The 23,790-nt window shown below is 70.1% G+C and carries 23 protein-coding genes, 1 tRNA gene and 1 pseudogene; 13 read left to right on the top strand and 12 right to left on the bottom strand.

Annotated elements, in window-relative coordinates; genetic code table 11:
- Positions 1–104: 104 nt before the first annotated feature.
- On the bottom strand, positions 105–254 hold the full coding sequence (locus tag ACFWV8_RS25490; RefSeq protein WP_329385974.1) for a hypothetical protein: 150 nt from the start codon (positions 252–254) through the stop codon (positions 105–107).
- A gap of 176 nt (positions 255–430) precedes the next feature.
- Positions 431–1,111 (bottom strand): phosphate signaling complex protein PhoU, encoded by a 681-nt coding sequence (gene phoU / locus ACFWV8_RS25485; RefSeq protein WP_329385976.1) that lies wholly within the window; start codon positions 1,109–1,111, stop codon positions 431–433.
- A gap of 267 nt (positions 1,112–1,378) precedes the next feature.
- Between phoU and ACFWV8_RS25480 the strand changes: the two genes are divergently transcribed.
- Complete coding sequence (locus ACFWV8_RS25480) at positions 1,379–2,638, top strand: ATP-binding protein (protein WP_329385978.1); 1,260 nt, start codon at positions 1,379–1,381, stop codon at positions 2,636–2,638.
- On the top strand, positions 2,635–3,315 hold the full coding sequence (locus ACFWV8_RS25475; RefSeq protein ID WP_189110519.1) for a response regulator transcription factor: 681 nt from the start codon (positions 2,635–2,637) through the stop codon (positions 3,313–3,315). Before ACFWV8_RS25480 ends, ACFWV8_RS25475 begins: the two co-directional genes overlap by 4 nt.
- A 188-nt stretch (positions 3,316–3,503) precedes the next feature.
- On the opposite strand, the gene ACFWV8_RS25470 is transcribed toward ACFWV8_RS25475, so the two are convergent.
- On the bottom strand, positions 3,504–4,274 hold the full coding sequence (locus ACFWV8_RS25470) for a DUF461 domain-containing protein (RefSeq protein WP_384207662.1): 771 nt from the start codon (positions 4,272–4,274) through the stop codon (positions 3,504–3,506).
- A 670-nt stretch (positions 4,275–4,944) separates the two neighbouring features.
- Between ACFWV8_RS25470 and ACFWV8_RS25465 the strand changes: the two genes are divergently transcribed.
- The 7 genes from ACFWV8_RS25465 to ACFWV8_RS25435 all read left to right on the top strand — a co-directional run bounded on the left by ACFWV8_RS25465 (position 4,945) and on the right by ACFWV8_RS25435 (position 12,528).
- Positions 4,945–5,427, top strand: coding sequence for a CarD family transcriptional regulator (locus tag ACFWV8_RS25465; RefSeq protein WP_003953493.1), 483 nt, complete (start codon positions 4,945–4,947; stop codon positions 5,425–5,427).
- A gap of 506 nt (positions 5,428–5,933) precedes the next feature.
- Complete coding sequence (ispD, locus tag ACFWV8_RS25460; RefSeq protein WP_384207657.1) at positions 5,934–6,680, top strand: 2-C-methyl-D-erythritol 4-phosphate cytidylyltransferase; 747 nt, start codon at positions 5,934–5,936, stop codon at positions 6,678–6,680.
- Positions 6,670–7,215: a 2-C-methyl-D-erythritol 2,4-cyclodiphosphate synthase gene (gene ispF, locus ACFWV8_RS25455; RefSeq protein WP_384207653.1), complete on the top strand. Its 546-nt coding sequence runs from the start codon at positions 6,670–6,672 to the stop codon at positions 7,213–7,215. The genes ispD and ispF overlap by 11 nt, the downstream gene beginning before the upstream one ends.
- Before the next feature lie 169 nt (positions 7,216–7,384).
- Positions 7,385–7,792 (top strand): PPOX class F420-dependent oxidoreductase, encoded by a 408-nt coding sequence (locus ACFWV8_RS25450; protein WP_329385988.1) that lies wholly within the window; start codon positions 7,385–7,387, stop codon positions 7,790–7,792.
- Between the two features lie 187 nt (positions 7,793–7,979).
- Entirely contained in the window at positions 7,980–9,401 is a 1,422-nt protein-coding gene (gene cysS, locus ACFWV8_RS25445) for a cysteine--tRNA ligase (protein WP_384207647.1), read from the top strand.
- A gap of 178 nt (positions 9,402–9,579) precedes the next feature.
- A complete protein-coding gene (gene rlmB / locus ACFWV8_RS25440) occupies positions 9,580–10,530 on the top strand; it encodes a 23S rRNA (guanosine(2251)-2'-O)-methyltransferase RlmB (RefSeq protein WP_384207641.1) in 951 nt (316 codons plus the stop codon).
- A gap of 207 nt (positions 10,531–10,737) precedes the next feature.
- Positions 10,738–12,528 carry a DoxX family membrane protein gene (locus ACFWV8_RS25435; RefSeq protein WP_384207636.1) on the top strand — a complete coding sequence of 597 codons (1,791 nt, stop codon included), beginning with the start codon at positions 10,738–10,740 and terminating at the stop codon, positions 12,526–12,528.
- A gap of 169 nt (positions 12,529–12,697) precedes the next feature.
- Here the strand turns inward: ACFWV8_RS25435 and ACFWV8_RS25430 are convergent, their stop codons facing one another.
- The 3 genes from ACFWV8_RS25430 to ACFWV8_RS25420 all read right to left on the bottom strand — a co-directional run bounded on the left by ACFWV8_RS25430 (position 12,698) and on the right by ACFWV8_RS25420 (position 15,223).
- Positions 12,698–13,414 carry an NDP-sugar synthase gene (locus ACFWV8_RS25430; protein WP_384207631.1) on the bottom strand — a complete coding sequence of 239 codons (717 nt, stop codon included), beginning with the start codon at positions 13,412–13,414 and terminating at the stop codon, positions 12,698–12,700.
- Positions 13,415–13,452: 38 nt separating this feature from the next.
- Positions 13,453–13,875, bottom strand: coding sequence for a hypothetical protein (locus ACFWV8_RS25425; protein WP_078076561.1), 423 nt, complete (start codon positions 13,873–13,875; stop codon positions 13,453–13,455).
- A gap of 208 nt (positions 13,876–14,083) precedes the next feature.
- Positions 14,084–15,223 carry an ABC transporter ATP-binding protein gene (locus ACFWV8_RS25420; protein ID WP_384207626.1) on the bottom strand — a complete coding sequence of 380 codons (1,140 nt, stop codon included), beginning with the start codon at positions 15,221–15,223 and terminating at the stop codon, positions 14,084–14,086.
- A 204-nt stretch (positions 15,224–15,427) separates the two neighbouring features.
- Here ACFWV8_RS25420 and ACFWV8_RS25415 point away from each other — a divergent pair.
- Positions 15,428–15,501 (top strand) — tRNA-Thr (locus ACFWV8_RS25415).
- A gap of 487 nt (positions 15,502–15,988) precedes the next feature.
- On the opposite strand, the gene ACFWV8_RS25410 is transcribed toward ACFWV8_RS25415, so the two are convergent.
- Positions 15,989–16,882 carry an NADP-dependent oxidoreductase gene (locus ACFWV8_RS25410; RefSeq protein ID WP_384207621.1) on the bottom strand — a complete coding sequence of 298 codons (894 nt, stop codon included), beginning with the start codon at positions 16,880–16,882 and terminating at the stop codon, positions 15,989–15,991.
- A gap of 70 nt (positions 16,883–16,952) precedes the next feature.
- On the opposite strand from ACFWV8_RS25410, the gene ACFWV8_RS25405 reads away from it, so the two are divergent.
- Positions 16,953–17,528: a TetR/AcrR family transcriptional regulator gene (locus ACFWV8_RS25405; RefSeq protein WP_384207616.1), complete on the top strand. Its 576-nt coding sequence runs from the start codon at positions 16,953–16,955 to the stop codon at positions 17,526–17,528.
- 1,488 nt (positions 17,529–19,016) lie between these two features.
- Here the strand turns inward: ACFWV8_RS25405 and ACFWV8_RS25400 are convergent.
- The 5 genes and pseudogenes from ACFWV8_RS25400 to ACFWV8_RS25380 form a co-directional block, all read right to left on the bottom strand.
- The gene (locus ACFWV8_RS25400) at positions 19,017–19,466 is read right to left on the bottom strand and encodes a hypothetical protein (RefSeq protein WP_384207613.1); all 450 of its coding nucleotides are present in this window, start codon (positions 19,464–19,466) and stop codon (positions 19,017–19,019) included.
- Between the two features lie 475 nt (positions 19,467–19,941).
- Complete coding sequence (locus tag ACFWV8_RS25395) at positions 19,942–20,565, bottom strand: lipopolysaccharide kinase InaA family protein (protein ID WP_384207607.1); 624 nt, start codon at positions 20,563–20,565, stop codon at positions 19,942–19,944.
- Complete coding sequence (locus ACFWV8_RS25390) at positions 20,562–20,807, bottom strand: hypothetical protein (RefSeq protein WP_384207603.1); 246 nt, start codon at positions 20,805–20,807, stop codon at positions 20,562–20,564. Before ACFWV8_RS25390 ends, ACFWV8_RS25395 begins: the two co-directional genes overlap by 4 nt.
- A pseudogene (locus ACFWV8_RS25385) lies at positions 20,804–21,026 on the bottom strand (DUF5999 family protein). The gene ACFWV8_RS25390 and the pseudogene ACFWV8_RS25385 overlap by 4 nt, the downstream one beginning before the upstream one ends.
- A 373-nt stretch (positions 21,027–21,399) precedes the next feature.
- Entirely contained in the window at positions 21,400–21,750 is a 351-nt protein-coding gene (locus tag ACFWV8_RS25380; RefSeq protein ID WP_384207601.1) for a DUF6415 family natural product biosynthesis protein, read from the bottom strand.
- 433 nt (positions 21,751–22,183) lie between these two features.
- Here ACFWV8_RS25380 and ACFWV8_RS25375 point away from each other — a divergent pair, with 433 nt between their 5' ends.
- Both ACFWV8_RS25375 and ACFWV8_RS25370 read left to right on the top strand, forming a co-directional pair.
- Entirely contained in the window at positions 22,184–22,852 is a 669-nt protein-coding gene (locus tag ACFWV8_RS25375) for a hypothetical protein (protein ID WP_384207596.1), read from the top strand.
- Entirely contained in the window at positions 22,845–23,786 is a 942-nt protein-coding gene (locus ACFWV8_RS25370) for a phosphotransferase family protein (RefSeq protein ID WP_384207591.1), read from the top strand. The genes ACFWV8_RS25375 and ACFWV8_RS25370 overlap by 8 nt, the downstream gene beginning before the upstream one ends.
- Positions 23,787–23,790 lie beyond the last annotated feature (4 nt).

The following is a 23,790-nucleotide window of genomic DNA, read 5'->3' as shown; positions in this document are numbered from 1 at the left end:
GTCCAGTACGAGAGCGATCCTCCGCCTTGCGATCGCACGCACCAGCCGCCGCGGGCCCCGCCTTGCAGGCGGACGGCGCTACTTTGAAGACACCCCCTAGTCCGTCAGCCGCAGCTGCCCCCGCAGGCGCACGGTCCGCCCGACTGGCAGCCGCAGCCGCAGCCCGAGCCGCAGCCGCAGGCGCCGAGGATCGGCAGCCGCGCCCGTTCGAGAGGCGCTTCCTGCTGGGTTTCGGTCATCGGGGACTCGGCCATGGTTTCCTCCTCGAAGGCGTGCATGGGAGTACGGGGTGGCGTCCATGCCCATTGCAACCCCACCGTGGCGGGCGCATCAACGGCGCATGCGCGCAGGCGCCGGCCAGTACCACCGCGATACGCCCCCTGCGCCCCCAGGGCCGCAAACCCCCGGGCCGACAGAACGGGCCCGGCCCTCAGGCTCCCTCGACCGGTGCCTCCGCCTGCTGGATCTCGTCCGCGTGCTCACCCGTCACCAGGTACACCACGCGCTTGGCCACCGACACCGCGTGGTCCGCGAACCGCTCGTAGTAGCGGCCCAGCAGCGTCACGTCCACGGCCGTCTCGATGCCGTGCTTCCACCGGTCGTCCATCAGGTGCTGGAACAGCGTGCGGTGCAGCAGGTCCATCTCGTCGTCGTCCTGCTCCAGCTGGAGCGCCAGGTCGACGTCCTTCGTGATGATGACCTCGGCCGCCTTCGCCATCAGCCGCTGCGCGAGCTGCCCCATCTCCAGGATGGTCGCGTGCAGGTCGTGCGGCACGGCGTGGACCGGGAAGCGGAGCCGCGCCAGCTTGGCGACGTGCTGCGCCAGGTCGCCCGAGCGCTCCAGGTCCGCGCTCATCCGCAGCGACGTGACCACGATCCGCAGATCGGTGGCGACCGGCTGCTGCCGCGCCAGCAGTGCGATGGCCCTGGCCTCCAGGTCGTGCTGGAGGTCGTCGACCTTCTGGTCGGCGGCGATCACGCTCTCGGCGAGCTTCAGATCCGCGTCCAGCATGGACGTGGTGGCGCGCCCAATCGCCGACCCGACCAGCCGGGCCATCTCGACCAGGTCCTCGCCGATCGAGTCAAGTTCCTCGTGGTACGCGTCCCGCATGGGTGTCCCTCTCTGGATTCTCGTGCTGGTGGTCCGGGGTGTCCGAGTACGTGTGTCGACCCCCGGACGGCTCCGTCCTCGTCACACGGACCGCCAGGGGCAGGGAGTTTCGAGCCCCCTACAGTGCCACGCTCGGCCCGCCAGGAGTCCGGCTGCTCCCTCCCAAGTGAACCGGCACTTTCCCCACAGTGAACTCTGGGCGACGAGTGTTCCAGGAGACACCGGTACGGCTGGGAGAGTGTCGTCCACCCCGCATAACCTGGCTGCATGGACGTGAACGCGGCAGTCGCCGCATTGGCAGCGATCGCCGGGGCGTGTACCGGCGTGATCGCCATGCTGGCGTTCCGCTGGAGCGAGCGCGACCAGGCCAGGCCCACCCGTAGCTCACTGCATACGGAGGCAGGTCTTCCGCCCGGTGTCGACACCGTCCTCTCTGTTCTCCGCTCCTCCGCCGTCGTCCTCGACGAGAGCGACTCGGTGGTCAAGGCCAGCTCGGCCGCGTATGCGCTGGGCCTGGTCAGGGGCGGCAAACTGGCCGTCGACCCGATGCTGCACATGGCGCGCGACACCCGCCGTGACGGTGAGATACGTCAGGTGGAGCTGGATCTGCCCAGGCGCGGCACCGGCCGCGGCGAGGCCCTGGCCGTCTCGGCCCGGGTGGCACCGCTCGGCTCCCGTCTCGTCCTGCTCCTGGTCGAGGACCTCACGGAGGCGCGCAGGATCGAAGCGGTCCGGCGTGACTTCGTGGCGAATGTCAGCCATGAGCTCAAGACCCCCACCGGGGCGCTCTCCCTGCTCTCCGAAGCTGTCATGGATGCTTCGGACGACCCCGAGGCGGTCACCCGCTTCGCCGGCCGTATGCAGATCGAGGCGACCCGGCTCACCAATCTCGTACAGGAACTCATCGACCTCTCGCGGGTGCAGAACGACGACCCGCTGGAGGACGCCGAACCGGTACGCGTGGACGAACTGGTCGCCGAGGCCATCGACAGGTCCCGGCATGCCGCGTCCACGAAGCAGATCACCATGGCTGCCGGCGGCGCCGCCGATCTGCGAGTCTGGGGTAACCGCGGCCAGCTGGCCGCCGCCCTCGGCAACCTCGTCGAGAACGCCGTCAACTACTCCCCGGCCCGCACACGTGTGGGCGTCTCGGCCCGGCATGTGTCCGCGCCCGGCGGGGATCTGATCGAGATAGCCGTCACCGACCAGGGGATCGGCATCTCCGAGAAAGACCGGGAGCGGGTCTTCGAGCGGTTCTACCGCGTCGATCCCGCCCGCTCCCGAGCCACCGGTGGTACGGGCCTCGGCCTGGCCATCGTCAAACACGTGGCCGCCTCGCACGGCGGGGAGGTCACGATGTGGAGTTCCGAAGGTCAGGGCTCCACCTTCACCCTGAGGCTCCCCGAGGCGGGCGCCGGACGGGACCGCACACCCACCGGCCCGGACGATGTCGCCCAGCGCCGCTTTCACGACGTCAACGATCTTGACCAATCGACTGAGATCCCTGCCCCGGAGGTCCTTCCGTGACCCGAGTGCTCGTCGTCGAGGATGAGGAATCCTTCAGCGACGCCCTTTCCTACATGCTCCGCAAGGAAGGCTTCGAGGTCGCGATCGCGACCACCGGGCCCGCGGGGCTCGACGAGTTCGAACGCAACGGCGCCGATCTCGTCCTCCTCGACCTGATGCTGCCCGGTCTGCCCGGCACCGAGGTGTGCCGGCAGCTGCGCGGCAAGTCCAATGTCCCGGTGATCATGGTGACCGCCAAGGACAGCGAGATCGACAAGGTCGTCGGCCTGGAAATAGGAGCCGACGACTATGTGACCAAGCCCTTTTCCTCGCGGGAGCTGGTGGCGCGCATCCGTGCCGTCCTGCGCCGCAGGGGCGAACCGGAGGAGGTCGCGCCGGCCGCCCTGGAGGCGGGGCCGGTCCGGATGGACGTGGACCGTCACGTCGTGACGGTCTCCGGCGGCAAGGTCGACCTGCCGCTGAAGGAGTTCGACCTCCTGGAGATGCTGCTGCGCAACGCGGGCCGTGTGCTGACCCGTATGCAGCTCATCGACCGGGTGTGGGGCGCGGACTACGTGGGGGACACCAAGACCCTCGACGTCCACGTCAAGCGGCTGCGCGCCAAGATCGAGCCCGATCCGGGCGCGCCCCGGTATCTGGTGACGGTGCGCGGTCTCGGCTACAAGTTCGAGCCGTAAACCGCCCCGACCCCGAGCAGGGCCCCGCTTTCACCCGCGTCCTTCGCGGGAGTGAGCGCGGGTCCAGATGTCGCGTGCGCGTGGGGCGGTATCGCGTACTGCTTTGTGTGTACGAGGGCGCCGCACCGGAATGCTCCGGTGCGGCGCCCTTACGCGTACGACTGCCGACCCGTGATCGCCGGTCGGCGTCAGCTCTCGGTGTTCGCCGACGCTGACGCGGCGTCCGTCGGCGTCTCTTCTTCCTGCTCGGTGCCCTCGTCAGCGCCTTCGACGGTGCCCTCATCGGCGCTGCCGCCGGGCGCCCCGGTCTCCTCGTCCGCGGGCGCACCGGACGCGCCGTCGGTGGACGCACCCTCCGTGGACGCACCCTCGGTGGCGGTGCCGCCGGGCGTCTCGGAGGAGGATCCGCCGGGCTGTTCCGACTCCCCGGCCGCCGGCGAAGGCGCCGTGCTCGGCCCGAAGTCGGTGAAGGGACCGGTCGCCGGTACGACGAAGGCATCGAGCGCCACGTCGCCGGTGTCGCTGAACTGGAAGACGACCCGCTGGGCGTCGCCGTTGCGCGCCTGCTCGTCGCCGCTCTCGATCACGGCCGAGGCGTTGCCCTCGCCGCCGATCAGGACCGAGCCGCCGCCGGGCACGGTGAGCGGGCCCTTGCCCTTCGCCGGGGTGATCTTCACCGTGGCGCCGCTGTCCGGCAGCGTGATCGCGTCGAGCGTCTGCTGGGTGCGGCCGTTGTTGAAGACCTTCGCCGTGACGATGGCCGGGCCGTCGCCGGTGGCTTCCGGCTGGGTGACGACCGTGGCGTTCTGGACGGTGATGTCGCCGATCGAGGTCGCGGCGTTGTCAGGTCGGACGCCGAGCGTCTGCGCCTCGATGCCGGCACCGCACGCGGCGAGCGAGGCGATCGAAAACGCGATGGCAGACGCGGCGAGGGTGCCGCGTCGAAGGCTGCGGCTCACGGCGGCGGCAACTCCTTGGACGTACGGACAAGGCTAATGACGGATCAACGATGGTTCAGCGGGCCCAGGTTACCGAGCCCCCCTCACGCCCTCGCACCCGACCCGCCCTCAACGGCGCCCGGCACACGGCGGTCCCGCCGCCCATCCTTCTCGGCGGAGCACGGAGCGGAGTACGGAAGTGAGTGTCGGGGACATGTTTAGTACGCCGTTCACATAAGTCCGGTGATCAATTCCCCGACCCGACACACATTCCTTACGAATTGCGCCCGACGGCTTCGGAATCCCATGCCATACGCGGCGCGATACGCCACTTCATACCCGGCCCGATACGCCGCGGGCGAGGGCTCGGGTGATCGAATTCGGATTGGGTTCGCACTTCTGTCCGTACGTGTGACCGACATCCGAACGGAGTATGGGAAGTTCCACCCTTGGAACCAGACAAATATGGACGTTTACCCCCTCAGGGTGGGGGTTCCGGCGGTGGAACGTGCGTGTTTCCGACCGGCTTCGCAGCCGCTCCCACCTGCGAATACCCGCTTCCGGAAGCCGCTCGCAGCACGTTCCTATTGCTGTTGTCAAGCCCCGAGAACCGTCCTGACCTGCGAAAACGCCATTCAGAAGAAGCCGTTCCCGTGTTACCCTGGATAGCCACGGAAGGGGTACCTGTCACATGACGTTCAAGGTTGGCGACACCGTGGTCTATCCCCATCACGGGGCCGCGCTGATCGAGGCTATCGAAACTCGCCAGATCAAAGGCGTGGACAAGACCTACTTGGTGCTCAAGGTCGCCCAGGGCGACCTGACGGTTCGTGTCCCCGCGGACAATGCGGAGTTCGTCGGAGTACGCGATGTGGTCGGTCAGGATGGGCTGGACCGGGTCTTCGAGGTGCTGAGGGCGCCGTACGCAGAAGAGCCGACGAACTGGTCCCGGCGCTACAAGGCAAATCTTGAGAAGCTCGCCTCCGGCGATGTCATCAAGGTCGCCGAAGTGGTCCGTGACCTCTGGCGTCGGGAACGAGAGCGTGGACTCTCCGCAGGTGAGAAGCGCATGCTCGCCAAGGCGCGCCAGATTCTGGTGAGCGAGCTCGCTCTCGCGGAGAACACGAACGAGGACAAGGCCGAGGCCCTGCTCGACGAGGTTCTCGCGTCCTGACCGGGGCCTGACCCGGACGTCCCGGCTGTTCCACACGGTCGATGTGCGCGACAGCGCGCACCTGCCCCGATCAGCAGCCGGGCGTGAACAGGACTGTGCACGACAAGGTCGCACGACAACGTCCATGCACGAATGCCGCGGTGCCCGCTGACCAGCAGTGATTTCCCATGTTGCGTCGCCGGGCACTGCGGCATGTCCGCGGGAATCACACGGGTGGAATCTCTTCAGGAGCCTGTCGGGGGCCGATCCAGCGGCTTCGACCGGGCCCTAGGATCTACTCTCGGCTGTGACACCCCGTCACACCAACCGAATTTCCCGCAGTCCCCGTGTCCGCACTCTCATCCGGCACACACGCCTGTACCGGTTCCTGGTGTGCCGGGCCCGGGGCAGCTGGCGCAGCTGGTCTCAACCAGTGTCACGGAAGGGTCCGGTCAAGGTGCCGCGCCCGGCACGTTTGAGGCCATACCCATGTCGGCCGAGGAAACAAACCTGCCGGAGTGCAACCGATGTCAGACGAATCGAGCCGACACCGCACCGCCGCCGTGATCCCCGCGGCGGGCCGTGGCATACGGCTCGGCCCCGGCGCCCCCAAGGCGCTGCGCTCCCTCGGGGGCACCCCGATGCTGGTCCACGCGGTCCGGGCCATGGCGGCGTCCCGCGCGGTCTCCCTCGTGGTCCTGGTGGCCCCGCCGGAGGACACCGCGGCGGTGCGGCTGCTCCTCGACGAGCACTCGCTGCCCACCCGTACGGATTACCTCGTCGTGCCCGGGGGCGGGACCCGTCAGGAGTCCGTACGGCTCGGCGTGGAGGCCCTGCCGGACGACATCACGACCGTTCTCGTCCACGACGCCGCCCGGCCGCTCGTGCCGGTCGACACCGTGGACGCGGTGGTCGACGCCGTACGGGCCGGCGCGCCCGCCGTCGTGCCGGCCCTGCCGCTCGCGGACACCGTCAAAGAGGTGGAGCCCGGCGAGCGGGACCAGCCCGAGCCCGTCGTGGCCACGCCTGAGCGTGCCCGGCTGCGCGCCGTACAGACCCCGCAGGGCTTCGACCGCGAGACGCTCGTACGCGCGCATCTGACCGTGCCCCTGGCCGGCCAGGGTGCGACGGACGACGCGGGGCTCGTCGAGCGGCTCGGTGAGCCGGTCGTGGTCGTGCCCGGTCACGAGGAGGCATTCAAGGTGACCCGGCCGCTGGACCTGCTGCTCGCCGAGGCCGTACTCGCCCGCAGGAGGGCCAACGATGGATTCTGAGTCCGCCTCCCGGCCGGGGGCCGCGCAGCCTGCCGGTCTGCAGCCTGCCGGGCTGCCGCTGATCGGCATCGGTACGGATGTGCACGCCTTCGAGGCCGGGCGTGAGCTGTGGTGCGCCGGTCTGCTGTGGGACGGACCCGGGAACGACGGCTACGGCCTCGCCGGGCACTCCGACGGCGACGTCGCCGCCCACGCCGCCTGCGACGCGCTGTTCTCCGCGGCGGGCGCCGGCGACCTCGGCGCCCACTTCGGGACCTCGCGGCCCGAGTGGTCCGGCGCCTCCGGCGTCACCCTCCTCAAGGAGGCGGCCAGGATCGTCCGCGCGGAAGGCTTCGTCATCGGCAACGTCGCCGTCCAGGTCATCGGCGTACGGCCGAAGATCGGCAAGCGGCGCGCGGAGGCGATGAAGGCGCTGTCGGAGGCCGTCGGCGCGCCCGTCTCCGTGTCCGGCACCACCACCGACGGGCTCGGGCTGACCGGGCGCGGCGAGGGCCTGGCGGCGATCGCCACGGCGCTGCTGGTCCGCGCGGGCTGACGCGCCGGGCGACCCGGGCCGCGCGCCGACCGGGCGACACGGCGACCCCGGGCCGAGTGCCGACCGGACAGTAGGGCGCGAAATACCGTGGGACCGGGCCCGGTTGACGAGACATCGCCGGGTCCGCGTCCCCGTACCGCAGTGGCCCCCTCCGTAGGAAGGCATCACCATGGCACCCGCCCTTCTCTCCGACGAGCTCAAGAAGCTTCTCGACGGCCCCGTCTTCGTCGCCATCGCCACCATCCAGCCCGACGGCAGCCCCCAGGTCTCGCCGGTATGGGTGAAGCGTGACGGCGACGACATCCTCGTCTCGACCGCCGTCGGCCGCCGCAAGGCGGAGAACCTGCGCCGCGACCCGAGGGTGACCGTCATGTTCCAGCCCTTCGACGCCCCGTACGCGTACGCGGAGATCCGCGGCTCGGCCACCCTCACCACGGAGGGCGGACAGGAGCTCATCGACGAGCTGTCGGTGAAGTACACCGGCAAGCCCTACGCCGAGTTCAACCCCGAGGGGGCGCGGGAGGGACAGCGGGTCGTCATCCGGATCACGCCCCGCAAGGTCGTCGGCCGCATCTGACGCCACCGAGCCAGGGCCTGTCCCCGGCGCCACGCCGTTGTCCGATGACGGACAGCACCCGGGCCGGCGCCCGCCGGCGCTCCGACCACCTCTGACGAGGGCCGTGCGGCGCGCGCAACGTCACGCTTCGGTGTCCCGTGGCCCCAAGGGGCCCGGGGCACTGCCTCCGGAGCACTACCCTTGTTCCGTGACCATTCGGCTGTACGACACCGGCGCCCGGCAGATCCGTGACTTCTCCCCGCTCGTCGCGGGCTGTGTCTCGATCTACCTCTGTGGCGCCACCGTGCAGGCCGCCCCGCACATCGGGCACATCAGGTCGGGGCTCAACTTCGACATCCTGCGGCGCTGGTTCGCCTACCGCGGCTACGACGTGACCTTCGTACGGAACGTCACGGACATCGATGACAAGATCATCGCCAAGTCGGCCGCCCAGGACCGCCCCTGGTGGGCGATCGGATACGAGAACGAGCGCGCCTTCAACAGCGGTTACGACGTCCTCGGCTGCCTGCCGCCCACCTACGAGCCGCGCGCCACCGGCCACATCCCCGAGATGATCGAGATGATGCGCGGCCTCATCGAGCGCGGTCACGCGTACGCGAGCGAGGGCAACGTCTACTTCGACGTGCGGTCCTTCCCCGAGTACCTCCAGCTCTCCAACCAGGACATCGACGATCTGCGCCAGCCGTCCGCCGAGGGCGAGACCGGCAAGCGCGACCAGCGCGACTTCGCCATGTGGAAGGCCGCCAAGCCCGGTGAGCCCTTCTGGGAGACCCCGTGGGGCCCCGGCAGGCCCGGCTGGCACCTGGAGTGCTCCGCCATGGCGCACAAATACCTCGGCAGCGCCTTCGACATCCACGGCGGCGGCCTCGACCTGGTCTTCCCGCACCACGAGAACGAGATCGCGCAGGCCAAGGCGTACGGCGACGACTTCGCCCGGTACTGGGTGCACAACGCCTGGGTCACCATGAGCGGCGAGAAGATGTCCAAGTCGCTCGGCAACTCGGTGCTGGTGAGCGAGATGGTCAAGCACTGGCGGCCCATCGTCCTGCGCTACTACCTGGGCACCCCGCACTACCGGTCGATGATCGAGTACAGCGAAGAGGCCCTGCGCGAGGCCGAGTCCGCCTTCGCGCGGATCGAGGGCTTCGTCCAGCGCGCCACCGAGCTGGCCGGCCACACCGTCGCGCCGGCCCACGAGGTGCCGCCCGCCTTCGCCGAGGCGATGGACGACGACCTGGGTGTCCCGGGGGCCCTCGCGATCATCCACACCACGGTCCGCCAGGGGAACTCGGCGCTCGGCGCCGACGACAAGGAAGGCGCGGTCGCCCGGCTCGCCGAGGTCCGCGCGATGCTCGGTGTTCTCGGTCTGGACCCGCTGGACGCACACTGGACGGGAGCGGGCGCGGGCGAGGACGGCCTCGACGGGCAGGTCAACACCCTGAACGGCGTCGTCGACCACCTCGTACGGCTGGTGCTCGACCAGCGCGAGGCCGCGCGCGGCCGCAAGGACTGGGCCACCGCCGACGCCATCCGCGACCAGCTCCAGCAGTCGGGCCTGGCCATCGAGGACAGCCCGACGGGCCCGCGGTGGACACTGGGCCCGCGCTGAGCGGGACCGACGCCGCGACCTCCTGAAGAGGCGGAGCCGCGGCAGGCCGAAGGGCCCTGACCGGGGCCCCGATTGTGCTGTCCGGCCGCCGGACGGCACACTCGCGTGAACGAAGTGAAGCTCTCGTTCTCATTTCGGACTTCTCACGAACCGACGAAAGCAACGAAACAGGTAGGTCATGGCCGGGAACAGCCAACGCAGGAACCGCCGCACGTCCAACAAGAAGGGCGCGCAGGTCGGCAGCGGTGGCAAGCGACGCCGCGGCCTGGAGGGCAAGGGCCCCACGCCGCCCGCGTCCGCCCGCAAGGGGCATGTGCAGAACCGGGTCGCCAACTCCAAGGCCAAGCTGACCGCCCGCCGCCAGGTCGCCCGCCGCGGCGGCAAGGGCACCAGCGAGATGGTCGTCGGCCGCAACTCGGTCTTCGAGGCGCTGCGCGACGGCGTACCCGCGACGATGCTCTACGTACAGCAGTACATCGAGAACGACGAGCGCGTGCGTGAGGCCCTTCAGCTCGCAGCCGACCGCGGTGGCATCCACCTGATGGAAGCCCCTCGGCCCGAGCTCGACCGTATGACGAACGGCCTCAACCACCAGGGCCTGGTGCTCCAGGTCCCGCCGTACGAGTACGCGCACCCCGACGACCTGGCCGCAGCCGCCTTCGACGACGGCGATGACCCGCTGATCGTCGCGCTCGACGGCATCACCGACCCGCGCAACCTCGGCGCCGTCGTCCGTTCCGTCACCGCCTTCGGCGGTCACGGCGTCGTCGTGCCCGAGCGGCGCGCCGCCGGGATGACGGCCGGCGCGTGGAAGACCTCGGCCGGCACCGCCGCCCGTACGCCGGTCGCCCGCGCCACCAACTTGACCCGGGCGCTGGAGAGTTACCGGAAGGCGGGCCTGACGATCGTGGGACTCGCCGCCGACGGCGACACCGAGGTCGGCGACCTCCCGGCGCTCGGCGGACCGGTCGTGATCGTGGTCGGCAGCGAGGGCAAGGGGCTGTCCCGGCTGGTCGGCGAGACCTGCGACTTCTTGGTGCGGATCCCGATGCCGGGCGGCGCCGAGTCGCTGAACGCCGGTGTCGCGACCGGAGTGGTGCTGTACGAGGCGGCGCGCCGCCGCTCCTGAGCGGGGCCTGCGGTCGGGCCGGGCGTGCGGGTTGGGGGCCGGGCGTGCGCCCCGCGCGGGGCGGTCGTACGGGCGGGTGGTCGGGCGGCCCGGTGTGGGCCGGATGGCCCGGCCTTCGTACGAATGTCCCCATCTCGCCACTCTTGACGGGTCTCGGACATTTATCGGCCGTCAAAGCAGTGTCCTAAACACAAGTCACTCGGTTAGATGAGTGTGGACACCAGAAAGCCCCGGCCCGGGTTCGACGAACAGCCCCCGCTGAGCATGGTCAAGGTGGACTGCGATCCCGCGCAGGTCATCGTGAACCACGCCAGCTTTCGGGTGAAACTCTCAACGAGCCGGCGCCCCAGCCCCGCAGGCGCCACACCGGACACCGCGCGGATCCCCGCGATGAGTGGCGGAGGCGCGGCACGCCGCCGGGCTCCCGTCGTCTGGAGCGGCAGGTCGGAACCGGGCGACCTCGGAGCCACCGGGCTCCTCCAGGCCGTACGGAACTCCTCGGCGTCGGCGACCGGCGCGAACCTCACCGAGACGCCGGGCCGCTCCCACGACCAGGGGGCCGTCGGCTCCACCCAGGTCATCCCGCGGATCGACCTGGGCGACGACACCATGCCCAACCCCCGCGTGCCCCGCCACGGCGGCGGCCCCGACACGCCCCTGCTGCCTCCCATGCGGCGGGCCGTGGGAGCGTACGACACCCCGCAGCACGACACCTTCGGCGACACGGTCGACCTGTACGGCGCGGGCGGCGCACGCCACCGGGGCGAGCACGACGACCGTGACGACCGCGAGTACGAGCGCGACTTCGGCCGCGAGGGGCGCGACGCCCGTGACGGCCGCGGCGCGCGTGACGGCTTCGACGGCCGCGACTACGACGACCCGCGCGGACAGCGCCACGACATCTCCGGCGCGCAGGCCGCCGACGCCGCCGTACGGCACGCCTACTACCCAGGCCGGCGCATGAACCTCGGAGTGGTGCTCCTGCCGCTCCGGGTCTTCCTCGGCCTCATCTCCATCTACGCCGGCATGGGCAAGCTCTGCGACCCCGTCTACTTCGACGGCGGCGAGCGCGGCTCCATGGTCACCTGGCTCACCTCGCTCCAGCCGTGGGCCCTCGCCGAACCGCTGCGCGACTTCGCCCTCTCGCACCCCGTCGGCGCCGGACTCAGCGTCGCGTTCCTCCAGGTCGTCGCCGGTGTCCTCACCGTCCTCGGCCTCTGGCAGCGGCTCGCGGCCTCCTTCGGGGCGCTGCTCTCGGCCGCGCTGATCCTCACCGTCAGCTGGCGCACCGTCCCCGCGTACGACGCGCCCGACATCATCTACCTGGCCGCCTGGTCCCCGCTGATCATCGCGGGCGCCCCGGTCTACTCGATGGACGGACGCCTCGCCGGCGAGGCCTGGCGCAAGCTCGGCCCGCGCACCCACCTCAGGGACCTGCGGCGCCGTGTCCTGCGGCGCGGCGCGCTCGTCGCGACCGTCGTGATCGGCCTGACGCTGCTCGTCGGCTCGATCCTCGGCGGAGCCGTACGGTCCACGGAGATGGTGACCGTGCCGGGACCGAACAACCCGGTCAACCAGCTGCCCGGATCGCCCCTGCCGCAGAAGTCCGGCAAGAGCAGCGCGTCCGGCTCGCCCACCGGCGAGGCCCGGCCGAACGGCGGCAGCGCGTCCCCGACGGCCGGCCAGACCAGCGGCCCCGCGGCCGAGCGGTCGGCGCCCGGCGATGAGCCGACGGCCGGCAGTCCGGGCAGGACCGGCACGGGCGGGCAGCCCAGCCAGTCCCAGGGCACCGGCCAGGCGCCCCCGCAGACCTCGCAGCAGGCGCCCCCGCCGTCCAGCAGCCAGGGTCCAGCCGCGAGCAGCGGCTCGACGGGCGGGGCGGGCTCGGGCGGTGGCTCGACGGGCGGTGGCGATGGCGGTGGCACCACGGGCGGCGGCGACGGCTCGTCCACCGGCGGTGGCGGCGCCAGGAACCCGATCGGCGGCCTGCTGGGCTGACGCGGCGGCGCCGCACGCGTACGAGGGCGGCCACCCGGCAGGATCGGGTGGCCGCCCTCGTACGTGCGCTGTGTGCCCGTCTGCGGGCCTGGGAGGTCCGGTACGGCCAACAAGGCGCGCGGGCCCCTGGAAAGGCCGCCCAGGCCCTTGGAGAAGCTCTCAGCCGGCGTCAACGCGTCGCGGCGGCCAGTTCCTTGGCGGCCTCGGTGAGGTCCTTGGCGGTGTCGATGGCACGCCAGTACGCGCCCTGCGGCAGCGGAAAGCCCGCCAGCCGCCGCTCACGTGCCAGCCGGGGAAACGTCGTCCGCTCGTGGTCGCCGCGGTCGGGCAGCAGACTCGCGAACGCCGAAGAGAACACGTACACACCGGCGTTGATCAGATACGGCGACGGCGGCGACTCGATGAAGTCCAGCACATGGCCGAACTCGTCGGTCTCCACGGCCCCCCAGGGGATTCGCGGCCGGGCGAGGGCCAGCGTCGCGATGGCATCGCGCTCGGCGTGGAACGCGGCCATCTCGCGCAGCGAGAAACGTGTCCAGATGTCGCCGTTGGTGGCGTACCAGGGAAGACCGGGATTGGGCAGCCGGGCGGCGGCGTACTTGAGGCCACCGCCGCGCCCCAGAGGTTCGCTCTCCACCACGGTCGTGACACGCAGCGGGAGTTCCGACGAGTCCAGCCACTTCTGGAGGACATCGGCGAGATGGCCGCACGAGATGACGGCGTCCGTGACGCCCTCGGCGGCCAGCCAGGCGAGTTGATGGCCGATGATCGGGGTCCCCGTCCCGGGGATCTCGACCATCGGCTTGGGACGGTCGTCGGTGTACGGGCGCAGTCGCGACCCCTGGCCGCCCGCGAGGACCACGGCCTGCGTCGGATACGTATGCATGCCGTGAACGATAGGCGGGCCGGTCGGGGAGGCGGCGCTCAGTGCCCCGCGGTCTGCTGGGAGACCCCGTAGGCGAACGAGGTGTCGCAGACGGGGCGGGAGAACGACTGCGCGCGCGTGGGGCCGTAGTGCGCGACGGCGGCCCTGCCGAGCGCGCGGGCCAGCGACATGCAGTGCTTGGCGAGCGAGGGGCGCTCCTCGATCTGGCGCTGGAGGTGGGTCAGGGCGATGCCCGGGTCCTTCTCCTGAAGCTCCACGAGCAGCTTGTCGCGGAGAACGTCCTGCGGAGCACGGGACTTGGCGCGTACGGAGGCCTTGTCCGATGAGGCGGTGAGGATCTGCGCCTCGGAGTTCTTCGCCGCCCACGGGACGGTCGCGACCGCCAGGGTTCCGGAGAGTACGAGGACGACGGGCAGTACGAGGGCGAGAGTTCGGCCGATTCGGCGGGCTGTGTGGGTCACGAAGGCGAGCGTAGCGGTCAGTGATGATTTGGCGACATTTAGTCACCCGCGCGAGGGATGGTTCGACAGGGCTTTTCGAATTGGGTGTTGACGCACGCGATTCGAAATGTCCCGTGTGCCGGGGTATTTGGGTGTCCGGACGCCGAAAGACCAACGGCCCCGCACCGAAGTGCGGGGCCGTTAGTACGTTCTTACGGTCGGGTCACCGTCAGTCGCTGAGGCGCTCGCCCGTGGACGACGCGAACACGTGCGTCTCGCCCGGACGCGGCACGACGTGCAGCTTGGCGCCCTTCTCGGGAACGGCACGGCCGTTGACGCGGACCACCAGGTCCTTGTGCTCGCCGCCGACCTGCGCGTCGCCGTAGACGTAACCGTCGGCGCCCAGCTCCTCGACGACGTTGACGGTGACGGCCAGACCGGCCGGCGCGTCGTCGGTGTCCTTGGACAGCGACTTCGCGGCGTCGCCGCCGCCCTGCTCCACGATGTCGAAGTGCTCCGGGCGGACACCGACGGTGACGGTGCTGTCACCGCGGTCGGCCGCGGCGGAGAGCGCCTCGCGCGAGACGGGGACGACGCTGTTGCCGAACTTCACGCCGCCGTCGGTGATCGGGACCTCGACCAGGTTCATGGCCGGGGAGCCGATGAAGCCGGCGACGAAGAGGTTGGCGGGACGGTCGTACATGTTGCGCGGCGAGTCCACCTGCTGGAGCAGACCGTCCTTGAGGACGGCGACCCGGTCGCCCATGGTCATGGCCTCGACCTGGTCGTGCGTGACGTACACCGTCGTGATGCCCAGGCGGCGCTGGAGCGAGGCGATCTGCGTACGGGTCGACACACGGAGCTTGGCGTCGAGGTTCGACAGCGGCTCGTCCATGAGGAACACCTGCGGCTCACGCACGATCGCGCGCCCCATCGCCACACGCTGGCGCTGACCACCGGAGAGCGCCTTGGGCTTGCGGTCCAGGTAGTCCGTGAGGTCGAGGATCTTCGCGGCCTCCTCGACCTTCTTACGGATGTCGGCCTTGTTGACGCCGGCGATCTTCAGCGCGAAGCCCATGTTGTCCGCGACGGACATGTGCGGGTAGAGCGCGTAGTTCTGGAACACCATCGCGATGTCCCGGTCCTTGGGCGGCAGGTGCGTGACGTCGCGGTCCCCGATGCGGATGGATCCGCCGTTGACGTCCTCAAGACCCGCGAGCATCCGCAGGGAGGTCGACTTGCCGCAACCGGAGGGCCCGACGAGTACGAGGAACTCGCCGTCCGCGACATCGAGCTGGAGCTGGTCGACAGCGGGCTTGGTGGAACCCGGGTACACACGGGTCGCCTTGTCGAACGAGACAGTGGCCATGGTGATGTGGTCCCTTCACCGGCAGGAACGTGCCGGACGATCCGAGTAAAGGAATGGCTCCCCCGCCGTAGGACGGAGGATGGGTCTAGTCCACCTGGATGAACTTGAGGTGACGGTACCCCCCGTTTCAAGATCTGTCAGTAGCTGGGCCCTACGAAATTCCCGCCTGACCTGTGATCCCCGCCGGTTATAGTTTCCCCACAGGCCTCCTTAGCTCAGCTGGCCAGAGCAACGCACTTGTAATGCGTAGGTCGTCGGTTCGAATCCGACAGGGGGCTCCGACGAACCCCAGGTCATGTTGGTCGTGACCTGGGGTTTTCTGGTGTCCGGGGTGTGACGCAACCGGCGGTTGCGGTGCCGGGGAAGGGCTTGCGTGAGCGATGCGTGAGCGGAGGGTCGTCGGGACCTACTTCCCGGGCTTCTTCCGCTCCTACCGAGCCCCGCCGGGTCGCCGCATTTCCCGGCGGGCGTGCACAAGTGATCTCCTCCCACAGGCCTCGAACCTACGCCGGGCACCCGACCGGGTGCCCGGCGTTCGCGTACCGCTCACTCGGGCTGGTCTTCAATCCGGCTCGGCCGTGTCCGCGCCGGGCGGCGACCGGCCCGTCCGGAAACGCAGACGGCCTGAACCCTGAACCGGATCTCGGCGGAGGGCGCTGCGGTCGCCCTGGTGGGCGAGGCGTCACCGCCCCGGTTTCGTCCGACGCCGCTTCACCCCCCGCTAGTGACCGGCTGTTCGGCGCGGGACGCCGGGCGGGACGCGGCTCAGACGACCAGGACCCGGCGCCCCCGGGTGTGGCCTGCGCGGCTGTCAGCGTGCGCCGCCGCTGCCTCGGTGAGCGAGTACGACTTCTCGACCGGGATGTGGAGCCTCCCCCGGGAGATGAGGTCGAGGGCCTCGGCGAGCGCGTCCGGCACGCTCCCGGCCACGCCGGAGAACCGGACGCCCAGCTGCGGCGCACCGAGGTCGGCGATGGAGACGACCTTGCGGGGGTCCCCGGTCAGCTCGACGAGTTCGCGGATCACGCCCGAGCCGGCCAGGTCGAGGGCCGCGTCGACCCGGCCCAGGTGCCGCACCCGTTCGACCCAGCCCTCGTTGTAGGTCGTGGCGAGGGCGCCCAGGCCGCGCAGGTAGTCCTGGTTCGCGGCCCCGGCCGTGCCGATCACCGTGATGCCGCGCGCGCGGGCGATCTGCAGCACCGCCGACCCGACGCCGCCGGACGCGCCACTGACCAGCAGTGTCTGCCCGGTCCGCACGCCGACCTCGCGGATGATGCGCAGCGCGGTCTCCACCACCGACGGGTACCCGGCCGCTTCCTCGAAGGCCAGTCCCTCGGGCATCCGGGCCCAGGCCGACAGCACGGCGAATTCGGCGTAGGTGTCGGTGCCTTCGCCGAACACGCGGTCGCCGACCTCGGCCCCCTCGACGCCCTCGCCGACCTCATCCACCACCCCGGCGGCGTCCAGCCCGACCCCGGCGGGCAGCTCGACCGGATGGGCTCCCAGGACCTGGCCCTCCCGGATCCTCCAGTCGGCGGGGTTGACACCCGCCGCCCGTACGGCGATGCGTATCCGACCGGGGCCCGCATGGGGCTCCTCGGCTTCCACCAGTTGCAGGACCTCGGGACCGCCGAACTCGGCGAAGCTGATTTTCCTCATGAGGCCGAAGATAATCCTAACAGATAGGGTTTCACAACGGTTATGGATTCATACCTGGTAGTGTCACGCCATGATCGAGCCGCCCGGACGCCGCGAACGCAAGAAGGCCGCGACCCGTCAAAAGATCGCCGACACCGCGCTGCGCCTCTTCCTGGAGCGCGGGTACGAGGTCGTGGGCATCCGTGACGTGGCGGCCGAGGCCGACGTGGCCGTCACCACCGTCTTCGCCCACTTCGCCTCGAAAGAGGCCCTGGTGTTCGAACGCGACCAGGACTTCGAGCAGCGCCTCACGCGAGCGGTAACCGACCGGCCGCCGCACGAGCCGCTCATCCCGGCCCTGCACCGCGAGGTCCAGGCTCTGGTGCGGCACTGCACGGCGGAGGGCAGTGCCCCCGTCCGACGCATGATCGAGGGATCACCCGCCCTGCGGGAATATGAGGAGTCGATGAGCCTGCGTCACGCGCAAACGCTGGCGGCGGCGCTTGCCGCCGATCCCCACCTGTCCCGGAGTGCGACTGCCTGCCGGGCGACCGCGCGGTTCGCCATCGACGCTTACGCGCTGGCCTGCCGGGCGGACGATCCCGGGGCCACGGTGGACGAGGTCTTCCGAATGATCAAGGCGGCCTGGGAAGCCACCGCGCCCTGAGTCGGGGACGCCGGCGCGCTGCGGTCGGCGCCGGGGCACGACCCGTGCGGGGTTGCCCTGGGCGGCCCGTACCGGACCTGTGCGCCCGATCACGTGACTACCGCCGGCCTGGGTCGTCGGCTCGGGCATCGGGTGGACAGCATCCAGTTCGAGCTCGTGCTGGAGAAGATCCTCGTCCTACGCCCCGAGCCGACCGACCCCGAAAGACGCCCGGCAGCCTGGCCGCCGACAAGGCCAACAGCAACGGACCGTGCCACGACCACCCGCGCAGGCACGCCATCCGGCACACGATCCCGGAGAAGACCGACAGTCGGGCCGCCCGCCTGCGGGAGGGCTCCCCCGCGGCGGGCGGCCCGCGGCAGCCCTCGTCATCCGGCTCCACACATGATCGGCCGGACGGCTCCTAGTCCGTTCCACATCCGTGCTTCCACCGGGGCCCCCTCCGTCTGACGAACCGATCACTGCACCCTGCCACCGGGGCTGAGGCTGTGTCAGCGGGATGATCAACCAGCTCTCCACTGCATATTCCGGGAGAGGAGAGCCCCGCGTTTCAGGTGGTGACCACTCGCGGAGTGTCGGTGCTGCCCGTCCCACTTGAGGATGGCCACGCGCAGCATGGTGCCGTTGCGGGCCACAACGCTGCACAGGTACGCCTCGGCTCCCCGGAGCGGGCCGGAGCGGGGGTGGCGCGGGGATGACCGACTCGGTCAGCCAGCTCGGGGCCGCCCCGTAGCCAGCCCGACTGTACGTCCGAGGGATCTGGATCAGGCGCGCGCAAGTGGACGACGGCGCCTTCCACCTCGTGCCCAGCAAGGCTCTCTGCCGTTCAGTGGGTGAACGGCAGGAGCGTTCACCCACTGAACGGCGCCTTGTTCACCGAGTGGCAGGGCACCCTTGCGGGTCCTGCGCCGACCTTCCACTCATCGTCATTGGAGTGGCTGAGCGTGGACCAGCAAGGAGAGAAATGGCAGCCCTTGGCGCAGAGGGCGCCTCCCATGACGGGCAGGGCGACTTCGACCTGTTCCCCCGAGGTACGGCACTGTTCGTCCCTCCGGGGAACGGGGTTCGTGTTCCGAAACGGAACGCGCTCGGTGTTCCGAGACGGAACACGCTTCGTGTTCCGAAGCGGAACGGGACAGCCGCAGAGCCTCGACGGTGGCAGATCATCCGGGACCAGTTGGAGCCGCGGTCACGAGCAACCACCTCTCTGACCTGGCATCTTCGGGAAGGTTGTCTACGTTGGCATGCTCTGCCGACGTTGCCCAGTCCTTCGTGGGTCTTTCCTGTCTGCCTGCGGCGAACTGGCAGCGCGGTCAGCAGGGGGGCCGCCCCTTGTGGCGAGGCGGACGCCCGGGGCGGTGGCCGAGGACGGAGGTGTTGACGGGGCTCTGAGATGTCCGCGTCGCGGCCTGCGCAGCGCGCGTTCACGGCAGGAAGACCGTGACCGGGGGAGGCTGCTGGCCCAGGGATCCGGCCTATGGCTTCGGGTCAGGTCCGCTTGCGGCTCGCGATCTCGTCGGAGAGCTGCTGCACGTGGGCGGGGTCCGCGTCCCGGGCAAGGGCGACGTAGTGGTCCATGACGGCCGGCCGGTAGCGCACGGGCAACGTCTGTCCTGGGGCGAGTCGGGTGAGCTCGGTGATCGTGAGGCCTTCGTCCGCGATACCGCGGAACGAGATGCCGCCGGCGGTCTCCACGTCGAGCATCAGGACCACGCGTGGATTGCTGTTGACCTCCCGCCAGTCGACGAGAACGCCGAGCGCGAGCGCCCCCGTACGCAGTTCCGCATTGCGCTTCCGTGCATCACTGCTCAGGAACGGGTTCGGGGCGACGCCCGGGAAGTCGGGCCCGACGCCGAGCGATTCCCGACTCAGGTCGGGCCTGAGCTGCGCCATCAGATCGTCGAGAGACGCCCTGCGCTTCTTCTTCCGACCGAACATCTGACCCCTCCCTCACACCGGTGCCGGAATCTCGGCCTGGCGCTTCGCCCTCACCGCGATTGTACGGCGCGGCCATTCCCGACCACCGTCGCATCGCCCCGTCCCTATGAGGTCGCCGTCTGCGGTCGCGGACGGGCTCGGTCGAGAGCAACTGAAAGCACGACACGGGACCTGAGCTCCAGCCAGAACGCTCAACCTATGCCAGACACGCCTTAGCTCAATTGCTCGAACATGTACTGGAGTTGTCGGGCTGTTGGACGCTGGCCCGGGTCCTTGGTCAGGCCCGCCATGATGGTGTTCTCGAAGGCCGGGAAGTGCCAGGGTCTGGTGGTGGTGAGGTCGCGGCAGTGGCCTTGGGCGAGTTCGGCGCGGAGCGCGGGCGTACTGAGCTGGGTGTTCCTTTCGCTGATCGGGTAGATGCCGGTCCAGCAGGCGTAGATGGTGGCGCAGAGGGACCAGACCTCTGAGGCGGTGGTCAGTTCCAGGTGTTCGGACGGCTTGGTGGCCAGTCGGCGGGCTGCCAGTTCGGGGGAGTTGAAGAAGTCGTACGCGCCGCGGTAGGTGACGGGCGGGGGCCGGCGGGAGCCGGTGGCTGGGCCATGGCGAAGTCGAGCAGGTGTGCGCCGGTGTCGTGCGGGAGGAAGTGGACTTCCTGCATGTCGCCGTGGCGCCATCCGTTGTCGTGGAGGTCGGCGACGGCGGCGGCCATTGCCGCCGCGTAGCGGGCGGCGGTCCGGTCGCTCGGTGTGTGCCGCAGCTTCGCGAACGCGGTGTCGGCTTCTTCGCCGGGCAGCCACCGCAGGGCGAGCCAACTGCCTTCGTCGTCGGGCAGTTCACCGTGCTGGTGGTAGAAGCCAGTGATCACGCCGTCTCGCTCCAGGGCCTGGAGGAGCTGGGCCTCGACGAGCGCGAGGCGTTCGGAGTCGACGTGGCCCTGGGGGTCGCTGCACGCCGTGGTGATCTTCAGCGCGTGCTGGTCCCCGTTTCCGTGGCGTACGCGCCACAGGGCCGTGCCTCGACGGTCGGCCACCAAGCTGACACGCGCGTCCGGGGCGCGGGTGCCGAAGGCGTCGGTGAGGATCTGCTCGGGGATGGTCATGCGGTGTCTCCGGCGGGCGATGGGGCGGCATTGCCAAGGCGCTGGAAAGCCAGGTCGATCCAGGGGTCGGTGATCTGCCAGACGAGCCGGTAGCCGAGCACGACCGCGCCCAGGGACGCGGCGCCGTGCACGTTACCCGCAGAGCGGAGCTGTGCAAGAGCCTGCCGCAGCCCTTGCTCGCGGAAGGCGGACACCACTCGTTCGGTGTCCGGCGCCGGGACTGCGAGGGGATGCGCGGTCATGCCGCGACCCCTTCCGTCACCGGCATTGAGAGGGTCGAAGGCGCCGGCCGGTGCGGGGCGATGACCTGCCCGTTCGGCAGCAGTTCACCGGTGTCCTCGAACAGCACGACGCCGTTGCACAGCAGACTCCACCCCCTGCTCCGCGCGGACGGACAACGTGTGCGCGACCACGCGGTCGGAGTCGACGGCCGCCGGGCACGGCGGCTGATGCATACACATAAGGGTCCTTACGCGGCTACGTGGCCAGCAATGAGGGTGCGGTGGACGCGAGGCAGGGGTCACTGAGGGGCAGGACGGAGACGACTCTGGCGGTCCAGGTTCAGCAGCCCGCCTCGGTGGGCAGCGTGAACGCGTACGGCCGGCCGCGGCGCAGCTCCTGCACGGCCGCCTCCATGGCCCGGTGATCACCGAGCCATGCTCAGGCCGTGCCGAAGCTCTCCCGGCCCAGGCCGGGCAGTGCCGTTCGGACCGATTCCCGCATCCAGTCGACGGCCAGGCCCGGATACGGAGCGGTGGTACCGGCGGGCGATACGCACGCGCACCGGGCCCTGGTAGCCCCGGTGGCACCAGTACGCGCGGGGCAGCAACTGAGTCATGGGTGCACCCCGCCCATGACGGCCGGCCCCGCACCGACGTGCCGGTCGTCGTCGCTCACCAGCTCCAGCACGTCCAGGACGGCCAGCGCCAGAAGCCGCAACTGCCCGCGCGCCGACCTCAGAACAACGGGGGCCGGATCGCCGAGCTGCTGCACGCGCCGCACCACGCTGGCCAACTCATGAGCAGACTCAGCGGCGTTGCGCTGCACAGCGATGTCCACCAACTGGCCGATGATCTTCCGCAGCCGGGGCGTGAGCTCCTCGATTTCATCCATTGACAGCCCTGTTCCGGGATCTAGAACCGAGTTCAGTACGTCGTCGAGTTCGTCGTCCTCGATGAACACCATGCTCGGTGCCCAGCCTTCGAGGCGGGTGACCAGGTCGTCATCAGCCCTGGAGGGCTCGCAACGACACGCCGGAGCGGGCGATGCCGATGCGGTGCCGCTGTCGTCATCAGCCTTGGAGGGCTCGCGACGATCGTCCCAGCGGCGCGCCTCCGCGGGGACGCATGTGTGCGCGATGCGTGAGCGGACGGCGTGATACGCGGTGGACCACGCATCACAACGATCACAGCCGTATGTCTCTGATCAGGCGAAACGAGTTGCGGTGGTATCCCCTGACACCACTCGGGATGATCTTGCAGGCCCTTGTAATGCGTAGATCGTCGGTTCGAATCCGACAGGGGGCTCAACGGGAACCCCAGGCCACCTTGGTCGTGGCCTGGGGTTTTTTGAGGGCCGGAGGCCGTCGGCCTTCGGGGTGGTGGGTAGCGTCGTGGTCGTGAACCTCCACCTCTTCGACGATGTGCCTGATGGCTTGACCCTGCGAGCCCGATCGTTCGTCCGCGCGCACGGCGTCAAGGCCGATGTCCGGCCCGTGAAGGAGCACAGGCAGTGGTGGCTTGAGCGGGGCGTTCCTGCGGCGGTGATCGACCGGATGGTGGCCTACCAGGAGAGGTGGGGCGGTCTGGTGCTGCCGCCCGCGCCGCGCTACGACGGAGGGCCCAAGTACTTCGATCCGGACTCGCCCGAGTCGGATTCCGCGGGGTCGTGGTTCGAGGCCGGGCCGCAGCGGGCCTCGGTTCCCTACTCGTTCATGATCGGTCCGCGTGGTGAGTTCGGGATCCATGGGGATGGGTGGGTGCCTCTCCACGCGACCGTCGAGGGCTGGGTGGAGTCGCTCGCGCTGGCCTACCACGCTTCCATGTGGGCGAAGCAGGTCACCAAACTCGTCGGCGATGACGTCGACGGGGTCGCGCTGGACGGCTACGAGCCGGTGCGCGAGACGACGGGTCTTGCTGACACCTGGTGGAGAGGCCCTGACTCCCTGGTGGCGTTCTACAACGGGGAGGCGGAATCCCTCGGCTTCCCTAGAGGCCGAGTCGCGTTGGTCTACTCGGGGCTTGACGAGTGGGGGCTGCGAGGAGGCGTCGAGGCGGGCGGTGAGTGAGCACGCTGTCCGGCCGTTGACTCTGGCCTGGGTGGGCGAACACCTGGAGGTCGGTGAGCGGGTCGTCGGGGTCGAGGCGCTGCGGGGTGGGATCACCGCCGAGATGCGGCGGTTGACCATCGGCGCGCGGGGCGGGCGTACCCGTGAGCTGGTGCTGCGGACCTTCGTCGGCGTGGAGGATGCCGAGGACTCTCTGGAGAGGGAAGCCGGTGCTCTGGGGTTGCTCGTGGGGAGCGGGGTGACGGCTCCTGGGCTGGTCGCGGTGGACGCGGGCGGGGCGCATTGTGAGTATCCGTCGCTCCTCATGACACATCTCGCGGGGCGGACGGTCCTCGATGACGAGGGGTTGGAGACGCACGTTCCTCTGCTGGCCCGTCAGCTCGTGGCGATCCACGCGTTGCGGCCCGCCGAACGGCCCCCGGAGTACGTGACGTTGACGACCGCAGACACCGTCGTGACTCCGAAGGGCGCGGACGCGGCGGCATGGGCCGCGGCGATCGACGTGATCCGCAGGCCGGCGCCCTCCTACGAAGGGCGGTTCCTGCACAGGGACTTCCACCCCGGCAACGTGCTGTTCGACGTGCCGCCCGCAGGGCGGGCAGGTGTCCGGATCAGCGGAGTCGTCGATTGGGCTGGGGCCTCCTGGGGTCCGGCGGATCTCGATGTGGCGCACTGCTCCACCAACCTCGCCCTGCTGCACGGCCCTGCGTGGGGGCCGCGGTTCGCCGAGGCGTACGAGGAGGCCGGCGGGGTCCTGGCGGCGGGCGCGAGTGAGCGGTTGTACTGGCAGGTGCGGGACGCGCTGGCGTTCTCAGAAGACGTGCGGTTGGTGGCACGGGCATGGCGGGAGACGGGGAGGGCCGAGCTGACGACGCGGGCGGTGGAGGAGCGGCTGGATGCCTACGTCACCCTCCTGATGGACACGTTGGGCTGAGCCG

It is taken from the genome of Streptomyces sp. NPDC058665 (genome assembly GCF_042714995.1).
Lineage (GTDB): Bacteria > Actinomycetota > Actinomycetes > Streptomycetales > Streptomycetaceae > Streptomyces.
The sequence above is the reverse complement of the archived record's forward strand: the minus strand, read 5'-3'. Positions and strand labels throughout refer to the sequence as shown.